Here is a 15640-nt window from a genome sequence, read left to right on the forward strand (position 1 = left end):
CTTGCGACGGGCCGGCCTTGTGGGGGCCCCAGGCCGTTGGGGCCCCCACAAGGCCGGCCCGTCGGGGTCCCTTCTCACCCTTCCTCGATTCCAGGAGCCGCAGACAAGATGTCGCCCACCAACTCCCCGGTCGTCGATACGGTCCTCGAACAGTCTGAACGCGTACTGCAGACCTATGCGGTCGACCCCGGCCTCATTCCCGAGCACGCCAACAGCGAGCGGCGGATCACCCAGGGAGGATACGGCGACCGGCAGCTTTTCGAACTCGTGCAGAACGCGGCCGACGAGATCGCCGCCGAGCCCGGCGGAACCGCCCACGTCGTCCTCACCGAGACCCACCTCTACTGCGCCAACGAGGGTTCTCCCGTCACCCCAGAGGGTGCGGAGACAATTCTGCGGATGAGCATGTCCCGCAAGCGCGGTGGCCAGATCGGCCGCTTCGGCGTCGGCGTGAAGTCGGTGCTCGTCGTCACCGACACCCCGCAGTTCTTCAGCAGCACGGGCTCCTTCGGATTCGACCGCGAGTGGGCGTACGAGCGCATCCGGTCGGTACCGGGCGTGACGGACCGTCTGGGAGACACCTTCGAGGCCCCGGTGCTGCGCATGGCGCGCCCGCTCGACATGACGGCCGAACGCGCCCAGGACCCCGTCCTCGACGAGCTGCTCGGCCGGGCCACCACCGTCGTGCGCCTGCCGCTGCTCCCCGGTGCCGCCGACAGGCTGGCCCATGACATGCACGGCGGGCGCACCCGGGCCGGCTCCTCCCGCGAGGAGTTCCCGGTCGGTTTCCAGCTCCTCTCCCCGCACGTGGCGAAGGTCGTCCTGGAGGACCGCCGCCCTCGGCCGATCGCCCGTCGTGTGCTGATCGCGGAGCAGGACGGGGACCTGCACACCGTGGTCGAGGAGCGGACCGGGAGGCCCACCGCGACCGCCCGGTGGCGAGTCTTCTCCGTGACCCATGAGCCCGGACCGGCTGCCCGAGCCGACGCCGGTGAGCTGCACGACCGTCTCGCGCTCGACCTCGCCTGGGCCGTACCGGCGCTGGAGAAGGACGAGGAGAGCGGACTGTACGTCTCCCCGAGGTCGCGTGGTCGAGGACGCTTCTGGTCGTTCTTCCCGACCAAGTACGAGATGTCCCTCAGCGGCATCCTCAACGGCGCGTGGAAGACGAACGAGGACCGGCAGAACCTCCTCGATTCCTCCGCCTTCAACGAGGAGATGGTCAAGGTCTCGGCGGCTCTGGTCGTCGACTCGCTTCCCCGGCTGGCCCCCGGCGACGACCCCGCCGCGTACCTCCCCCTGTTGCCGGGCCGCGCGAAGGAAGCCATCAGCTGGGCGGACGCCCTCCTGACCCGGGAGATCTGGGAACGGACCGCGGTCCGGCCCTCGCTGCCCGACCAGGACGGCGTGCTTCGTGTACCCACCGAGCTGCGTGTCCACCCTCGTCTCGACAAGGATCAGAAGCGCCTCACGGGTTGGCTGCGGATGTGGCACGAGTGCCCCGGTCGGCCTGTCGACTGGCTGCACCCCAACGCCGAGGCCGACCTCCTGCGGTCCGGCAAGGTGGAACACGTCCTCGCGGCGGCCGAACACAAGCGGACCGACGTCCGCACATGGCTGGAGGCGCTCGTCGCATGCGGCACGCCCGAGGCGTCGGCGGTGGCGATCCGCATCCTCGCCGAGATGATCGAGATCCGCTCCCCCTACACCGAGGAGGCCCGCAGGGCACGGATCGTGCTCACCGAGGAACACGGTCTCGTCGCCCCCGTACCCGGCCGCGTCTTCCGGCGCGCCGACGAAGGAGGGCTGCGGGAGTCCCTCGTGTACGTGGTCGGCGACATCGCGCACGACCCCTCGCTCGCCCATGCGCTCGACGTCCTCGGCGTCCGGGAGGCGGACGCCGAGGGGCGCTTCGTCAGCGTCCTCGACCAGGGCTTCGACGGATACGGCGACACGGAGTGGGAGCGTTTCTGGGAGCTGTTCCGTCGAGCGGGCGGACGCCGACTGGCCCACACGGTGCTGGAGCGCGTCCCGAACGCCCGCGAGACGCTGCGCGTACGGACCGCGGACGGCAGGTTCCGGCCCGTACGTGCCTGCATGCTCCCGGGGGCGGTCGTGGACCCTCGGCGCGACCCGAGCATCGCGGTCGACATGGGGTTCCACTCGGACGACGTCCCCTTCTTCCCGGAGATCGGTCTGCGCGAGTTGCCCTCGACCTCGGTACGCCCGGACGGCGAGGAATGGTTCGAGGAGTACCGGGAGGCTGTCCACTCGGCCTATCTGCGCACCCTCGACGACCACGCCCCTCGTCCCTCCCTCGGCCGGATGAAGGTGGAGGGCTCCGCCGTCGGCGGCCCCCTGCACCTGTTCCGATCGCTTTCGGAGGAATCCCGTGCGGCCTTCCTGAAGGCGCTGCCGGACGACGCCGTCGTGGACAACTGGACTCGCCAGATCGGCGCACAGACAAGCACCCGCCAGGCCGTGGCCTCGCCGATCCGCTGGTTGCTCAGGAAGTACGGGACAGTCGCCACCTCCCAGGGGATCAAACAGCTGAGAGAAGCGGTCGGGCCGCAGCTGGCTGCCTACCGCGACGTGCTGCCGGTCGCCGAGATCTCGCCGGAGAAGGCCCGGAAGCTGCGGCTGCCGACCACGGTCGAAGAAGTCCCGTCCGCCCGTTGGGAGAACCTTCTCACCGAGGTGTCCCGCAGCGAGGACGACAGCTTCGTGGGTGCCACGTACGTGATGCTGACCCGGTTCGGCGCGGACTTCCCCGAGGACTCGCTGACGCGCTGCCGTATCGGCGAGGCCTGGGGCAGCCGTCCCGACGAAGAGATCACCGTCGCGGTCGGCACGACCGAGTACCTGGCGCTGCGCGCCGAACAGCTTCCCGCGCTGTTGGTGCCGAGTGCCGCGGACGCCGCGCTGATGGTCGAGAAGTGGGGCATGCTCCGTTACGCCGACGTGATCAGCAAGGAGACCCGCGAGGTCCCGGACGGTGACCCGGTGGCGCTGGTCGAGCTGTACCCGTCGCTGCGCCAGCGACTCACCAGCGCCAACCGGAACAGCCTGGTGCAACGGTGCACCGAGCTGGAGGAGGTGACCCGCACCCCCAACGGGACCAGGCCCCGTCCACTGGACGCGGTGCGCCAGGGCGGCACGGTGAAGGTCCGCGTCCCGCTGGACCCCGAACCGATGCTGCGTCTGATCGACCGCGAACTGGAACTCGGGCTGGGGGCAGCCGGTTGCAAGGCGGTCCTGGAGCACCAGGAGCGCATGGCCCGGGACAGCGAGACGAGGGCGGTGCTCAGAGCCGTACGCGACGCCGAGGACGTGGTCACCAAGATCGAGCTCCTGATCGGCGCGGAGGCCCTGCGGTCAGGGCTGCCCGAAGGGCTGATGGAGGCCGAACTGCAGGAGAACGACGGTACGGACCCGTCCCGGCATCGGATCGCGCAGATGGCCTTCAACGCCCACGGCGACGGAGTGCTCCAGCAGCATGCCCGGGACATCCAGGGCAGGTTCCCCAACGCACCGGTCGCCTACGGGGGATCGTCGGCGTCGATCGCCTTCGTCTCGGACCTGCGACTCCCGGTGACCTTCGCCGGCTCCAGGACCCCGTCCCCGCCGGCCTTCGAGACCGTGGACGGCCCCCGCGACTTCCCCCGACTCCACAACTACCAGGAGGACCTGGTTCGGAACATCAGCACCCTGCTCGACCGGCTGGCCCCGCAACGCGCCATGTTGTCGCTGCCCACCGGAGCCGGTAAGACCCGGGTCACGGCGGAGGCCGTGATCCGGTGGGTGAAGCAGGTCGGCGACCTGCGAGGTCCACTGCTGTGGATCGCGCAGACCGAAGAGCTGTGCGAGCAGGCCGTGCAGAGCTGGAAGTTCGTCTGGAGCAAGGTGGGTGCGGAACGACCGCTCACCATCAGCCGGTTGTGGAGCACCAACGAGGTGGGGGACGTCGTCGACCATCCGCACCTCGTCGTCGCGACGGACGCCAAGCTGGAACGCTGCCTGGACACCGAGGCGTACGGCTGGCTGCGGCAAGCCGCTCTGGTGATCGTGGACGAGGCGCACACCGCCGTCTCCAAGCGGTACACGGGGATCCTGGGGCAGTTGGGCCTCACCCAGTACGAGACGCAGCGCCACCTGCTGGGCCTGACCGCCACCCCGTTCCGCAACACCAACGAGGAGGAGACCGGTCGACTGGTCAAGCGCTTCGGCAACAAGCGCCTCGACGAGGGCGTCTTCCCGTCCGGCGACCCGTACCGGGACCTCCAGGAATGGGGCATGCTCGCGCAGGTCGAGCACCGCACCCTGGAAGGCGGCCGGATCGAGCTCACCCGGGAGGAGAAGGCACAGACCGACCGGATGGCCACGCTCGCACGCGCCGCCGAGCAGCGGCTCGCCGACGACCACGCCCGCAGCCGTCGCATCGTCGACGAGGTGGTGGCCCTCCCGAAGGACTGGCCGACCCTGCTCTTCGCCACCTCCGTGGACCACGCCAAGTACCTGGCGGCCATGTTGAACGACCGCGGGGTGCCTGCTGCCGCGGTGGACTCGACGACCAGCGCCCAGGACAGGCGCCGGCGCATCGAGGACTTCCGTTCGGGCCGCATCCGCGTCCTCACCAACTACGGCGTCCTCACACAGGGATTCGACGCGCCCGCGACCCGCGTCGTGGTGGTCGCCCGCCCGGTCTACAGCACCAACGTCTACCAGCAGATGATCGGTCGCGGCCTGCGCGGTCCCTTGAACGGCGGCAAGGACACCTGCCTGATCCTCAACGTCAGCGACAACATCGCCAACTTCGACACCCAGCTCGCGTTCAACCAGTTCGAGCACCTCTGGAGCCGCAAGTGACCGACACCTACCTCGACAGCCCCCCGCTCACCGAGGAGCAGCGGGCCGTGGTCGAGCAGCCCTGGGACGCCCGCGTGCTGGTCACGGCCGGGGCAGGGGCGGGCAAGACCCACACCTTGGTGCGCAGGCTCGACGCGCTGTGCGGCCACGAGGACCCGGAGGAGGCTCTGGAAGCGGCCGAGATCCTGGTGCTCACCTTCTCCAGGGCCGCCGCGCGCGAGCTGCGGGAGCGGATCGCCCGGCACGGGGACCGGGCCCGCCGGGTCCGGGCACAGACCTTCGACGCATGGGCGTACGGGGTGCTCCGTCAGGCCCATCCGGACGGCGAGTGGGGCTCGGTCGGCTTTGACGGGCGGATCGCGGCCGCGGCGCAGGCGATCGAGAAGGGAGCCCTGGAGGCGGGCGACGGCGTCCCGCCCGCTCATGTGGTGATCGACGAGGTCCAGGACCTCCTGGGCGGCCGCCGCGAGCTGGTGGAGACCCTTCTCGACCGCTACCAGGACAGCTGCGGTTTCACCGTCGTCGGTGACGCCGCCCAGACCGTGTACGGCTTCCAGATCGAAGATCTGGCCGAGCGCAAGGACGAGACGGGGCGGTTCTTCGACTGGCTGCGCTGTTCGTTCCCCGACGACCTGGTGGAACTGCACCTCACACGGAACTTCCGGGCCGCCACCCCCGAGGCCGGGGCTGCGCTGAGGTACGGCCCGCTGCTGCAGCAGCTCGCCGAGGCGGACCCGGCGGCGAGATTGTACGAGGAACTGCGCGACCTGCTGCTGGAGCCTGCGAACGGGATGGGCGACCTCACCGACCGCCTGACCCTGGACGGTCTGCGGAACCTCTCCGACACCTGCGCGATCCTCACCCGGGACAACCGGCAGGCCCTGGTGGTGTCCGGCCTGCTCCACGAGCACGGGGTCGCTCACCGGCTGCGACGCCCCCTCGAAGAGCGGCCGGTCCCCTACTGGGTGGCCGAGTTGCTGCGCCGTACCGAGGCGAGCGGCCTCACAGAGGACCGCTTCCGTGCTCTGCTCGCGGAGATCCCCCTGCCGTTCGAGCCGAACGCGACCGCCCTGTGGACGGTACTGCGGCGCGCCGCACGCGGGAACGGGCGCAACGTGCTCGACCTGGAGCGGCTGCGCCGCTCCGTCGCGGACGGCCGGTTCCCCGACGAGGCGACCGACCCGGAGACCTCGCGGATCGTCGTCACCACCGTGCACCGGGCCAAGGGACTCGAGTTCGATCGCGTGATCGTCCTGACCCCACCGACCGTGGCCGAACTCCGCAAGCAGCACAAGGACGAGCTGGACCTCCCCGCCGAGGCGCGCGCGCTCTATGTGGCGATGACACGCGCCCGCCAGGATCTCTACCATGTACAGCCCCCCCAACTGCCGGTTCTGAGACGGGCGGGCGGCAGGAGGAGCGGCCGCAGGTACGTGGGCGGGTGGAGGTCCTACGACAGGTACGGGATCGTCGCCGAGGCGGGCGACATCTGTCAGGACGCCCCGCCCGGCCACGAGAACGACGCCCTCGCGACCCAGACGTACCTTCTGGAACAGGTCGATGCCGGGCACGAGGTGGTGCTGCGCAAGCGCCACGACCTGCCGGGCGGAGAACACCAGAGCCCGCCCTACGCTCTCGTGCACAACGGGCGAGAGATCGGTGAGGCCTCGGAGACCTTCCGCGAGGAACTGTTCCAGGTGCAGAAGGTGAATCGCACCTGGGACCCCTGGTGGCCGGACGAGATCCACGGCATACGGATCGACACCCTGGAGACCGTGACGGGCAGCGGCGCCGCCGGCGCCAACGCCGGCCTCGGCGACCGAGGGGTGTGGATCGCACCTCGGATCACCGGCATGGGCAGGTACCGCCGGGCCGACGACAACGAGGAGATGAGCGCATGACGCACGTGGCAGGCCGGCACGCCGAACACTACCGGGTCCGAGACGAAGAACTCCTGGTGGGACTGCGTCGCGAACTCCTGGGGCCCTCCCCCGATGCCGCGCAGGACGACCGGGACGAGGTCCTCGTCCAGGACGCACCGATCGACCGCTACCTCACGGGCATTCTCTACCCGAGGTCCGCGAACGCGGCTGCCGAGGAACGGATCCGCGAGGACGATCAGGAGCAGGACGGCCCTGACCGCGTGGCGATGGGTTCCCGGGAGAACGTCGATGAGTCGGGCACGGCGGACGACATCGGCGCCGCCGGGTCCCGCCGCCCCTCGTCGATGGGACTCACCTTCGCGGTCGATCCGGCCATAAGCGGATCGATCGTGATCCGAGCTCGGGCCGCGGTGTACGAGGCCACCGACTCGGAAGGTCGCCCTGTCCCGCCTCGTCGTGCCGAGGCCCGCACCACATCCGACCAACAGGAGCAGTGGCGACGGAAGGTGCTCACGCTGCCGAAGACCCCGGTCGACGTGACCACGCCCGACCCCGCCCTGAGGTTCGATCTCGGCCACGGCGCAGCACTGCGCGTCAACGTCCGCCGCCCCGACGCGGTCACCGGCACCGTCACGGTCACGGTCACGCTGGTCAACACCCGGCGGATCGGCGAGTACGACCTACAGGACGCCTCGTCGCTCTTCCAGTGCGGACTCACCGTCCACGCGGCCGACGGCTCCAGCGCCTTCGTCGAGCGTCCCGCGCCGGCTGCCGCGCACGACCTCGAGGTCGCCACCAGCCGGCTGCTCCACCGCCACGCCCCGACCTTCGCCGTGGGCCACGGCTGCGCCGCCGCGTGGGACTGGCCACCGCCACCGATCGGGATCACCGACTCCCGGCCGGCCGCAGTGACCGAGGTGCGCAGCGAGTTCGTGCCCACCTTCGACGTACTGCTCACCGACTCCAACCCCGAGATCGACAGCTCGGCCCTCTCCATGGTCGGCCTCGCCAATGGATCGGACACCGACGTCCTGAACGCTCTGAGGACACTCGCCACGGGCTACGAGGACTGGATCGACCGCAAGGCGGCGGAGGCTGCCGCCCTCGCCGGCTCCCCGCACGAGAAGCCCGCTCTCGCCCAGGTCGAGGCATGCCGCGAAGCGCTCGGGAGGGTCCGCGAGGGCATCGAGCTCCTCGGCGACAAGCCGGACCTGATGCGGGCCTTCCGCCTCGCGAATCGGGCCATGGCCGATCAGCGGGCCCGCAGCGCCTGGGTCAAGGCGGGCCGGGTCGGTGTCCCTGACCCGGCCGCGGGCCGCTGGCGGCCCTTCCAGATAGCGTTCGTACTGCTCTGCCTGGCCGGCATCGACGACCCGGATCACGACGACCGCGCCATCGCCGACCTGCTGTGGTTCCCGACCGGTGGTGGCAAGACCGAGGCCTACCTCGGGCTGATCGCGTTCACGGCTTTCCTGCGTCGCATCCGGCGCGGCGCGGACGGCGGGGGCGTCACCGTGCTCATGCGCTACACGCTGCGGCTGCTCACGCTTCAGCAGTTCGAACGAGCCGCGATCCTGCTGTGTGCCATGGAGCTGATGCGCCGCGAACTTCCCGACGAGCTGGGAGCCGAGGAGTTCTCCATCGGGATGTGGGTGGGCCGTTCGGCCACGCCCAATACTCTCGAGGAAGCCGAGGCGAAGCTCGCCGAGCTGCGCAAGGACCTCGACAAGCGTCTGGCCACCAAGAATCCGGTCCAGCTGCATGCCTGCTCGTGGTGCGGCACGCGCCTGGACGCCCGCGACTACGAGGTCGAGCCGGACGAGAAGCGGATGTACGTCCGCTGCCCCGGTGCCGACTGCGACTTCTCCGACGGCCTGCCGGTCCACCTCATCGACGAGGCCGTCTACGACGCCCGGCCGACCCTGGTGATCGCCACTGTCGACAAGTTCGCCTCGATGCCATGGCGTCCGGCCACCGCGGCCCTCTTCAACCGCGACGACCCGGCCGGCCACACCCCGCCCCCCGAGCTGATCGTCCAGGACGAGCTCCATCTGATCTCGGGCCCGCTCGGGACCCTCACCGGTCTCTACGAGACCGCCGTGGACGCCCTCGCGGCACGCCCCAAGGTGATCGCCTCGACCGCGACCATCCGTCGAGCCGCCGCCCAGGGACGCAGCCTCTTCGATCGTGACGTTCGCCAGTTCCCGCCCGCCGGTCTGGACTCCCGCGACTCGTGGTTCGCGGTGGAGACGCCACGCGAGGAGAAGGCGAGCCGACGCTACGTCGGTCTCCTGGCCCCCGGCACCAGTCAGTCCACCCTTCTCATCCGTACGTACGCCACCCTGATGCACCGCGCGAAGCAGGCTCGGACCGAGGACGATGTCCGGGACGCGTACTGGAGCCTCGTCGGATACTTCAACAGCCTCCGGCTGCTCTCCGCCGCCGAGCTCCAGGTCCACGACGACGTCGTGGCCTATCTGGAGCTGCTCGCCGAGCGGGAAGGAGTGGAGGTCCGGTCCTCCACCAACTACTCGGAGTTGACGAGCCGGGTCGACGCCAGCGACATCCCCACCCGTCTCAAGGGCATCGAGAGGAGACTCCCGGACGCGGACGCCGTGGACGTCCTTCTCGCCACCAACATGATCGCGGTGGGTGTCGACGTGGACCGACTCGGTCTGATGGCTGTGATGGGCCAGCCGCAGACCACGGCCGAATACATCCAGGCCACCAGCCGCGTCGGCCGTGCCCACCCCGGCCTGGTCGCCGTCATGCTCAACGCGACCCGCTCCCGCGACCGCTCGCACTACGAGAACTTCCTGCACTTCCACTCCGCCCTGTACCGCGAGGTGGAGTCCACGTCCGTCACCCCCTTCTCCTCCCGCGCACGGGAACGAGGCCTGCACGCGGTCGTCGTCGCTCTCGCCCGCATCCTGCTCCCGGAGGCCCGCGCCAACGACGCTGCCGGGCGGGTGGAGTCCTACGAGCACCGGCTCCGCGAGGACATCAAGGGCATCCTCCTCGAACGCGTCGCCCGCGTCGTCCCCGAGGAGACCGAGGCCGTCTCCCGCGCATTCGACGAGTTCGTCGACTGGTGGTGCGCCGAGGCCGACGTGCACGGCGCCCTGCTCTTCGAGCCGAAGAGGGGCGACCGTACGCCGTCGCTCCTGAAGTCGTACGACGACGAGTCCGCGGACGTGGAGGCATGGTCCACCCTGTGGAGCCTGCGCGACGTCGACGCCGAGTCCGCCCTGTTCATGGAGGCATCCCGATGACCCCGCCCCCCGCACGTCGTCGCCGCACCGACACGGACGGCCGCGCTCCCGCCAACAACCTGCTCCGACGGGGCGCCGTCCGCCGCTCCCAGATGATCACCACGTACGGAGTCGGGTCGCTGGTCGCCGTCGACCACGAGTCCTTCATCGTCTCCGGCCTGGACGGAGCCGATTCTCACTGGGGTTCGGACGAATCGCCCAGGATCTACGAGCGTCGCCTCGCCCGCCTCCTGGGCGTCCAGCACTTCCGACTGCCTCCCGCATCCGACGAGGCCAGCAAGGACGGAGTCCGGGTCCGCCGCTTCCCCGTGATGCAGTCCTGCCCCGAATGCGACGAGTTGCGTCGGCACCGTGATTTCAACCCTCCCCCCGGCAGGAGCGTCTGCGGCACCTGCGAGGCCGATCTGGTCCCCTCGCGTTTCGTGATCGCCTGCGAGGCGGGGCATCTCGACGAATTCCCCTACTGGCACTGGGTCCACCGTGCCGCAGGCGGCGGCGCGATCACTGCGGGCCAGTGCGGGGGGACCCTCAAGCTGCGCTCGTCGGGGCGTAGTTCGTCCCTCCGTTCCATCGTCGTCTCGTGCACCTGCGGGGTTCCGGAGGTCTCGATGGAGGGCTCCTTCCGCAGGAACGCCCTGAAGGACCTCGGGCTCCGCTGCCGCAGCGCCCGCCCATGGCTCGGTACGTCCGCGCCCGCGCAGCCCTGCGACTTCACCGCCCGTACTCTCCAGCGCGGTTCGTCCGCCGTGTGGCAACCGGTGCTGAAGTCGGCGCTCTCCATCCCGCCTTGGAGCGACGGTCGCGCCGACCCGCTCGCCGAGCACTGGGAGGAACTGCGCAAGCTGAACGGGCGCGAAGAGGTCGAGATGTGCCTCAAGTTCGTCTTCAAGGGAGAGATCCCGGTGCCCGTCGACGAGGTCATGGCTCTCCTGGACGCCGAACGGGAGGAGGACCCCGACGGCGAGGGGACGCCGGCGTTCGACCACCGGTACCGAGCCCTGCGACACAAGGAGTACGAGCGCCTCCGGGCCGGGAACGACGAACGCGAGCGGTCCCGCGACGAGCAGTTCATCTGCGAGACCCCTCTCGGGAGCCCGGCGGGCCTGCATCCGCTCGGGGTGACGGGCCCCATGCTGGTGAAGAAGCTCCGCGAGGTCCGCGCTCTCAAGGCGTTCACCCGTCTCGCCGACCTCGACGCGGCGACCGAGGGGAGGGAAGCCGCGCTGTCGACATCGGAACTGACCTGGCTGCCCGCCATGGAGGTCCGCGGCGAGGGCGTCTTCCTCCGCCTCGACGGCACCCGCCTCGCGGAGTGGGGGCGCTCGACCGCCGTGGCCGCGCGGGCCGAACGGATGCGCACCGCGCACGAGAGGCTCATCGCGCAGCGCGCCGCCGACCCGACCCGAGTCCCGGACTCCCCTGCCACCCCGCGCATGGTCCTGCTCCACACCCTGGCTCATGTCCTCATCAACGAATGGAGTCTCGACGCCGGCTACCCCGCCGGCGCGCTTCGCGAGCGTCTCTACGCCGACGACGACATGGCGGGAATCCTCGTCTACACGGCCACGAGCGACTCTGCGGGGAGCCTCGGGGGGCTCGTGGCCCAGGGCGAACCGGACCGCCTCGCCGATACGATCCGCGGTGCCGTGCACCGTGCGGAGTGGTGTTCCTCCGACCCGCTCTGCGTCGAGTCCGAGGCGTCCGGTACCGGTGGCGCCAACCTCGCCGCCTGTCACGCCTGCGTGATGCTCCCGGAGACGAGCTGCGAGCACAACAACCTCCTTCTCGACCGAGCGCTGCTCGTGGGCACCCCGGAGGACTCTCGGATCGGATTCTTCGCGGACCTGCTGGCCTGACCTTCGATCGAGAGCGGCGCCCGTGGCAGTCGGCGCCGCTCTCGACAGGGCGCGGTGTCCCTCCACAGGGCCCGCCGTCACCTGATGGGAGTCCTCGTTAGGCTCATGCGGAAAGACATCGATTCGAACCAGAGGTGACACCGTGCCCCGCATCCCCTCCCCCGTCGTAGCCGCCGCCGGGCTCGTAGGCGGTTACGCCGTTGCTCGGTGGACCAAGAAGCGGCCCCTCGGGGGTGCGGTGCTCGCCGTGGCCGGTGGGGTTGCCGCGCGGGAGTGGCAGAAGGTCGGCGGGGCCAAGGTGGCTGCCGGGCTCGGGACCGCGTACGTCGCCGCCTTCGCCGGGTCCCATCCGCTCGCCAAGAAGATCGGCGCCTGGCCCGCCGTGTTCTCCGTCGCCGGGGGCATGGCCGCCGCCTCCTGGGCCGTCACCCGCGACCGGGGCTGAGCCCTCGCCGGTGGCCGTCACCCGCGACCGGGGCTGAGCCCTCGCCGGTGGCCGTCACCCGCGACCGGGGCTGAGCCCTCGCCGGTGGCCGTCACCCTCGGGAAGTAGCGGTCCCCGGCCCGTCGGCCCTTGGGCGCGCCGGCCCCCGTCCTCCCCTCAGCCCCCCACCCCATGGCTCACCGTGTAGATCAACAGGCCCGCCAGTGCGCCCACCACCGTGCCGTTGATGCGGATGAACTGGAGGTCGCGGCCGATGTTCGCCTCGATCTTCTTCGAGGTCTGCGTGGCGTCCCAGCCGGCCACCGTGTCCGTGATCAGGGACGTGATCTCGTGCCGGTACGTCGTGACCACGTAGGCCGCCGCGTCCTCCGCCCAGCCCTCCACCTTCTTCTGGAGGCGGGTGTCCGTCGACAGGCGGTTGCCCAGGGAGATCAGGGACGCGCGGGCGCGGAGGCGGAGCTGGCTGCGATCGTCCTCCGCCGCCGCGATGATCAGGTTGCGGACCGAGGACCAGGCCGAGGCGATGATGTCCTGGACCTCCGGGCGGGCCAGGAGGTCCGACTTCAGGCGTTCGACGCGGGCCCGGGTGTCCGTGTCCGCCTGGAGGTCGGCCGCGAAGTCGGTCAGGAAGCGGTCGATCGCGCCGCGCGCCGGGTGCGCCGGCATGTCCCGCATCTCCGTCACGAAGCGGAGGAGCTCCTTGTAGACGCGCTCGCCGATGCGCTTGTCCACGAAGCGGGGCGTCCAACCCGGGGCGCCGCCCTGCACCGCGTCCATCACCGAGTCGCCGTGGGTCACCAGCCAGTCGTGAGCCCTGGTGCACACGAGGTCCACCGCCCGGTGGTGCGCCCCCTCCGAGACGATCTTCTCCAGCGTCTTGCCCAGTCCCGGCGCGATCTCCGCCGCCTCCGCCCGCCGGGTGATCGCCTCGCCCACGACCGCCTGGACGTCCGAGTCGCGCAGGACGGTGAGCGCGCCCCGGAGGGCTGTGGACGCCTCCGCCGTCACCCGGTCCGCGTGCGCCGGGTCCGCCAGCCACCCGCCGAGGCGTCTCCCGATGCCGAGGGCCGCCAGCCGGCCCCGTACGACGTCGGCGGAGAGGAAGTTCTCTCCCACGAACTGGCCCAGCGACGCTCCCAGCTGGTCCTTCTTCGTCGGGATGATCGCCGTGTGCGGGATCGGCAGGCCCAGGGGGCGCCTGAAGAGTGCCGTCACCGCGAACCAGTCCGCCAGCGCGCCGACCATGCCGGCCTCGGCCGCCGCCGCGACATAGCCCGTCCAGGGCCCCCAGCCCTCGTTCTCCGCCCAGGTCGCCAGGGCGTAGATCACCGCCACGGCGAGCAGCAGCGCCGTCGCCAGCGACTTCATGCGGCGGACGCCTCTGCTCTTCTCCTCGTCCGCCGCCGTGTACGAAAAACTCACCATGGGCCTGACCTCCTACATCAGGGACTCCCGGCGCTCGTCCCGAGTTCCCCCGTACATCTTCGCGATCACCGTCTCGATGTCCGGCTCCCGCACCGAGAGGTCCAGCAGGGGATACGTCGCCGCCACCGCCGCCACCAGTGGGGCCGCCGATGCCGTGGCCGGGAAGGCGAGCCACTGGCGAGGGCCCTCCGACCGTACGAAGCGGGCGCCCGGGACGTCGATCGGCGGCAGCTCCCGTTCCAGGTCGACCACCAGGAGCCGTTCGCTCTCGCCCACCTCGTGCAGGCCCGACAGCTTCCCGTCGTACATCAGCCGCCCGTGGTCGATCACCATCACCCGCGAGCACAGCTGCTCGATGTCCGTGAGGTCGTGGGTGGTCAGAAGGACCGTCGTGCCCTCCGTGGTGTTGAGGTGGCTCAGGAACTCCCTCACCCTCGCCTTCGACACCACGTCCAGGCCGATCGTCGGCTCGTCCAGGTACAGGACCTCCGGGTCGTGGAGGAGAGCGGCCGCGATGTCGCCGCGCATCCGCTGCCCCAGCGACAGCTGACGTACCGGCACGTCGAGCAGCTCCCCCAGTTCCAGGAGCTCCACGCACCGGTCCAGGTTCTCGCGGAAGCGGGCGTCGGGGACGCGGTACATCCGGTGCATCAGCCGGTACGAGTCCTTCAGCGGCAGGTCCCACCACAGCGTCGTCCGCTGGCCGAAGACCACCCCGATCCGTTGGGCCAGACGGGTGCGTTCGCGCGCGGGGTCGATGCCCGCGACCCGCAGCCGGCCGCCGCTGGGGGTGAGGATGCCCGTCAGCATCTTGATCGTCGTCGACTTCCCCGCGCCGTTCGGGCCGATGTAGCCGACCATCTCCCCGCGCTCGACGGTGAAGCTGATGCCGTCGACCGCTCGTACTTCCTTCTTCTCGCGGCGGAGGAGGCCCGCCTTTCTGCGGACCGTGAAGACCTTCTCCAGGTTCTCCAGTTCGATGAACGGCTCGGTCGTCGTGTCGGTCGTCGTGTCGGTCGTCGTGTGCGACGCCATGTTCCGCCCTCAGCTTCCCGTCGATCGGTACGCGCGGACCCCGGCCCGCCACGCCGCCCCGGCCACCCCGCAGCACACCGCCGCCACCAGCGGCGACGCGAACGCCGCCCACTCCGGCACCCCCGCCGGGGCCGGCCGGTCCAGTACGTACAGCGCCGGCAGCCAGTTCACGAACGCCAGCGGTACGACGTACACCACGCCCCGCACCAGGTCCTGCGCGAAGATCGTCGGCGGGTACTGGAGGAGGGTGTTCCCGCCGTACGTGAACGAGTTCGTCACCTCCGCCGCGTCCTGCATCCAGAACAGCACCGACGCCCCCAGCACCATCACAGCGCCGAAGATCACCGCGCCGGACACCACCGCCACCGGCAGCAGCAGGACCTTCAGCGGCGTCCACACCACGTCCAGCAGGCACAGGCTCCACACCAGGACGACAAGGCCCTGGGTGACCCGGCCGAACCGCTTCAGCGCGAACTTGTCCCCGGCGAGCTGCGCGAGCAGCGGCGCCGGGCGCATCAGGAACGTGTCGAGCGAGCCGTCCCTGACCCGCGCCCCCATCCGTTGGAGCGAGCCCATCGTCAGGTCCGCGATCCCGAACGCCGTGCCCGCCGTCCCGTACAGCAGGGCGACCTCGGCGAAGGTGAAGCCGCCCAGGCCCTTCACCTGACCGAACATCAGCAGGATCACGACGAAGTCGAAGAACGTGACGCAGAAGTTCGTGAAGAGCGTGATCAGGAAGGACGCGCGGTACGTCATCGTCGAGCGGATCCACATCCCCGCGACCATCCGGTACGTCCGCCAGGAGTCGCCCAGGCGGCCGGGAGCGGGACCCTGCCCCTGCCCCTGTCCCCGCCCCCG

General features: G+C 70.5%; 7 protein-coding genes and 1 pseudogene. 5 read left to right on the plus strand and 3 right to left on the minus strand.

Going from position 1 to position 15640, the window contains the following annotated elements; genetic code table 11:
* Positions 1-108 precede the first annotated feature (108 nt).
* The 5 genes from ACIP8Z_RS16025 (at position 109) to ACIP8Z_RS16045 (ending at position 12322) form a co-directional block, all read left to right on the plus strand.
* The gene (locus ACIP8Z_RS16025; RefSeq protein WP_402083596.1) at positions 109-4866 is read left to right on the plus strand and encodes a DEAD/DEAH box helicase; all 4758 of its coding nucleotides are present in this window, start codon (positions 109-111) and stop codon (positions 4864-4866) included.
* Positions 4863-6767 carry a UvrD-helicase domain-containing protein gene (locus tag ACIP8Z_RS16030; RefSeq protein ID WP_402083599.1) on the plus strand — a complete coding sequence of 635 codons (1905 nt, stop codon included), beginning with the start codon at positions 4863-4865 and terminating at the stop codon, positions 6765-6767. Before ACIP8Z_RS16025 ends, ACIP8Z_RS16030 begins: the two co-directional genes overlap by 4 nt.
* Complete coding sequence (locus tag ACIP8Z_RS16035) at positions 6764-10021, plus strand: helicase-related protein (protein ID WP_402083601.1); 3258 nt, start codon at positions 6764-6766, stop codon at positions 10019-10021. Before ACIP8Z_RS16030 ends, ACIP8Z_RS16035 begins: the two co-directional genes overlap by 4 nt.
* The gene (gene drmB / locus ACIP8Z_RS16040; RefSeq protein WP_402083604.1) at positions 10018-11877 is read left to right on the plus strand and encodes a DrmB family protein; all 1860 of its coding nucleotides are present in this window, start codon (positions 10018-10020) and stop codon (positions 11875-11877) included. Before ACIP8Z_RS16035 ends, drmB begins: the two co-directional genes overlap by 4 nt.
* Before the next feature lie 142 nt (positions 11878-12019).
* A complete protein-coding gene (locus tag ACIP8Z_RS16045) occupies positions 12020-12322 on the plus strand; it encodes a hypothetical protein (protein WP_402083606.1) in 303 nt (100 codons plus the stop codon).
* A 156-nt stretch (positions 12323-12478) separates the two neighbouring features.
* Here ACIP8Z_RS16045 and ACIP8Z_RS16050 read toward each other — a convergent pair.
* From ACIP8Z_RS16050 to ACIP8Z_RS16060, 3 genes and pseudogenes are all read right to left on the minus strand, one after another.
* Positions 12479-13747: pseudogene (locus ACIP8Z_RS16050) on the minus strand (DUF445 domain-containing protein); the annotation flags it as partial.
* A 12-nt stretch (positions 13748-13759) separates the two neighbouring features.
* Positions 13760-14782 carry an ATP-binding cassette domain-containing protein gene (locus ACIP8Z_RS16055; RefSeq protein ID WP_402083609.1) on the minus strand — a complete coding sequence of 341 codons (1023 nt, stop codon included), beginning with the start codon at positions 14780-14782 and terminating at the stop codon, positions 13760-13762.
* 9 nt (positions 14783-14791) lie between these two features.
* Complete coding sequence (locus tag ACIP8Z_RS16060; protein ID WP_402083868.1) at positions 14792-15568, minus strand: ABC transporter permease; 777 nt, start codon at positions 15566-15568, stop codon at positions 14792-14794.
* Between the last annotated feature and the right edge of the window lie 72 nt (positions 15569-15640).

It is taken from the genome of Streptomyces sp. NPDC088553, from assembly GCF_044752965.1.
Lineage (GTDB): Bacteria > Actinomycetota > Actinomycetes > Streptomycetales > Streptomycetaceae > Streptomyces.

Bases quoted from the DNA above. Each gene is read 5' to 3' on its own strand.
- ACIP8Z_RS16025 (WP_402083596.1), top strand. From the start codon at position 109: ATGTCGCCCACCAACTCCCCGGTCGTCGATACGGTCCTCGAACAGTCT.
- ACIP8Z_RS16035 (WP_402083601.1), top strand. From the start codon at position 6,764: ATGACGCACGTGGCAGGCCGGCACGCCGAACACTACCGGGTCCGAGAC.
- drmB (WP_402083604.1), top strand. From the start codon at position 10,018: ATGACCCCGCCCCCCGCACGTCGTCGCCGCACCGACACGGACGGCCGC.
- ACIP8Z_RS16055 (WP_402083609.1), bottom strand. From the start codon at position 14,782: ATGGCGTCGCACACGACGACCGACACGACGACCGACACGACGACCGAG.
- ACIP8Z_RS16060 (WP_402083868.1), bottom strand. From the start codon at position 15,568: ATGGTCGCGGGGATGTGGATCCGCTCGACGATGACGTACCGCGCGTCC.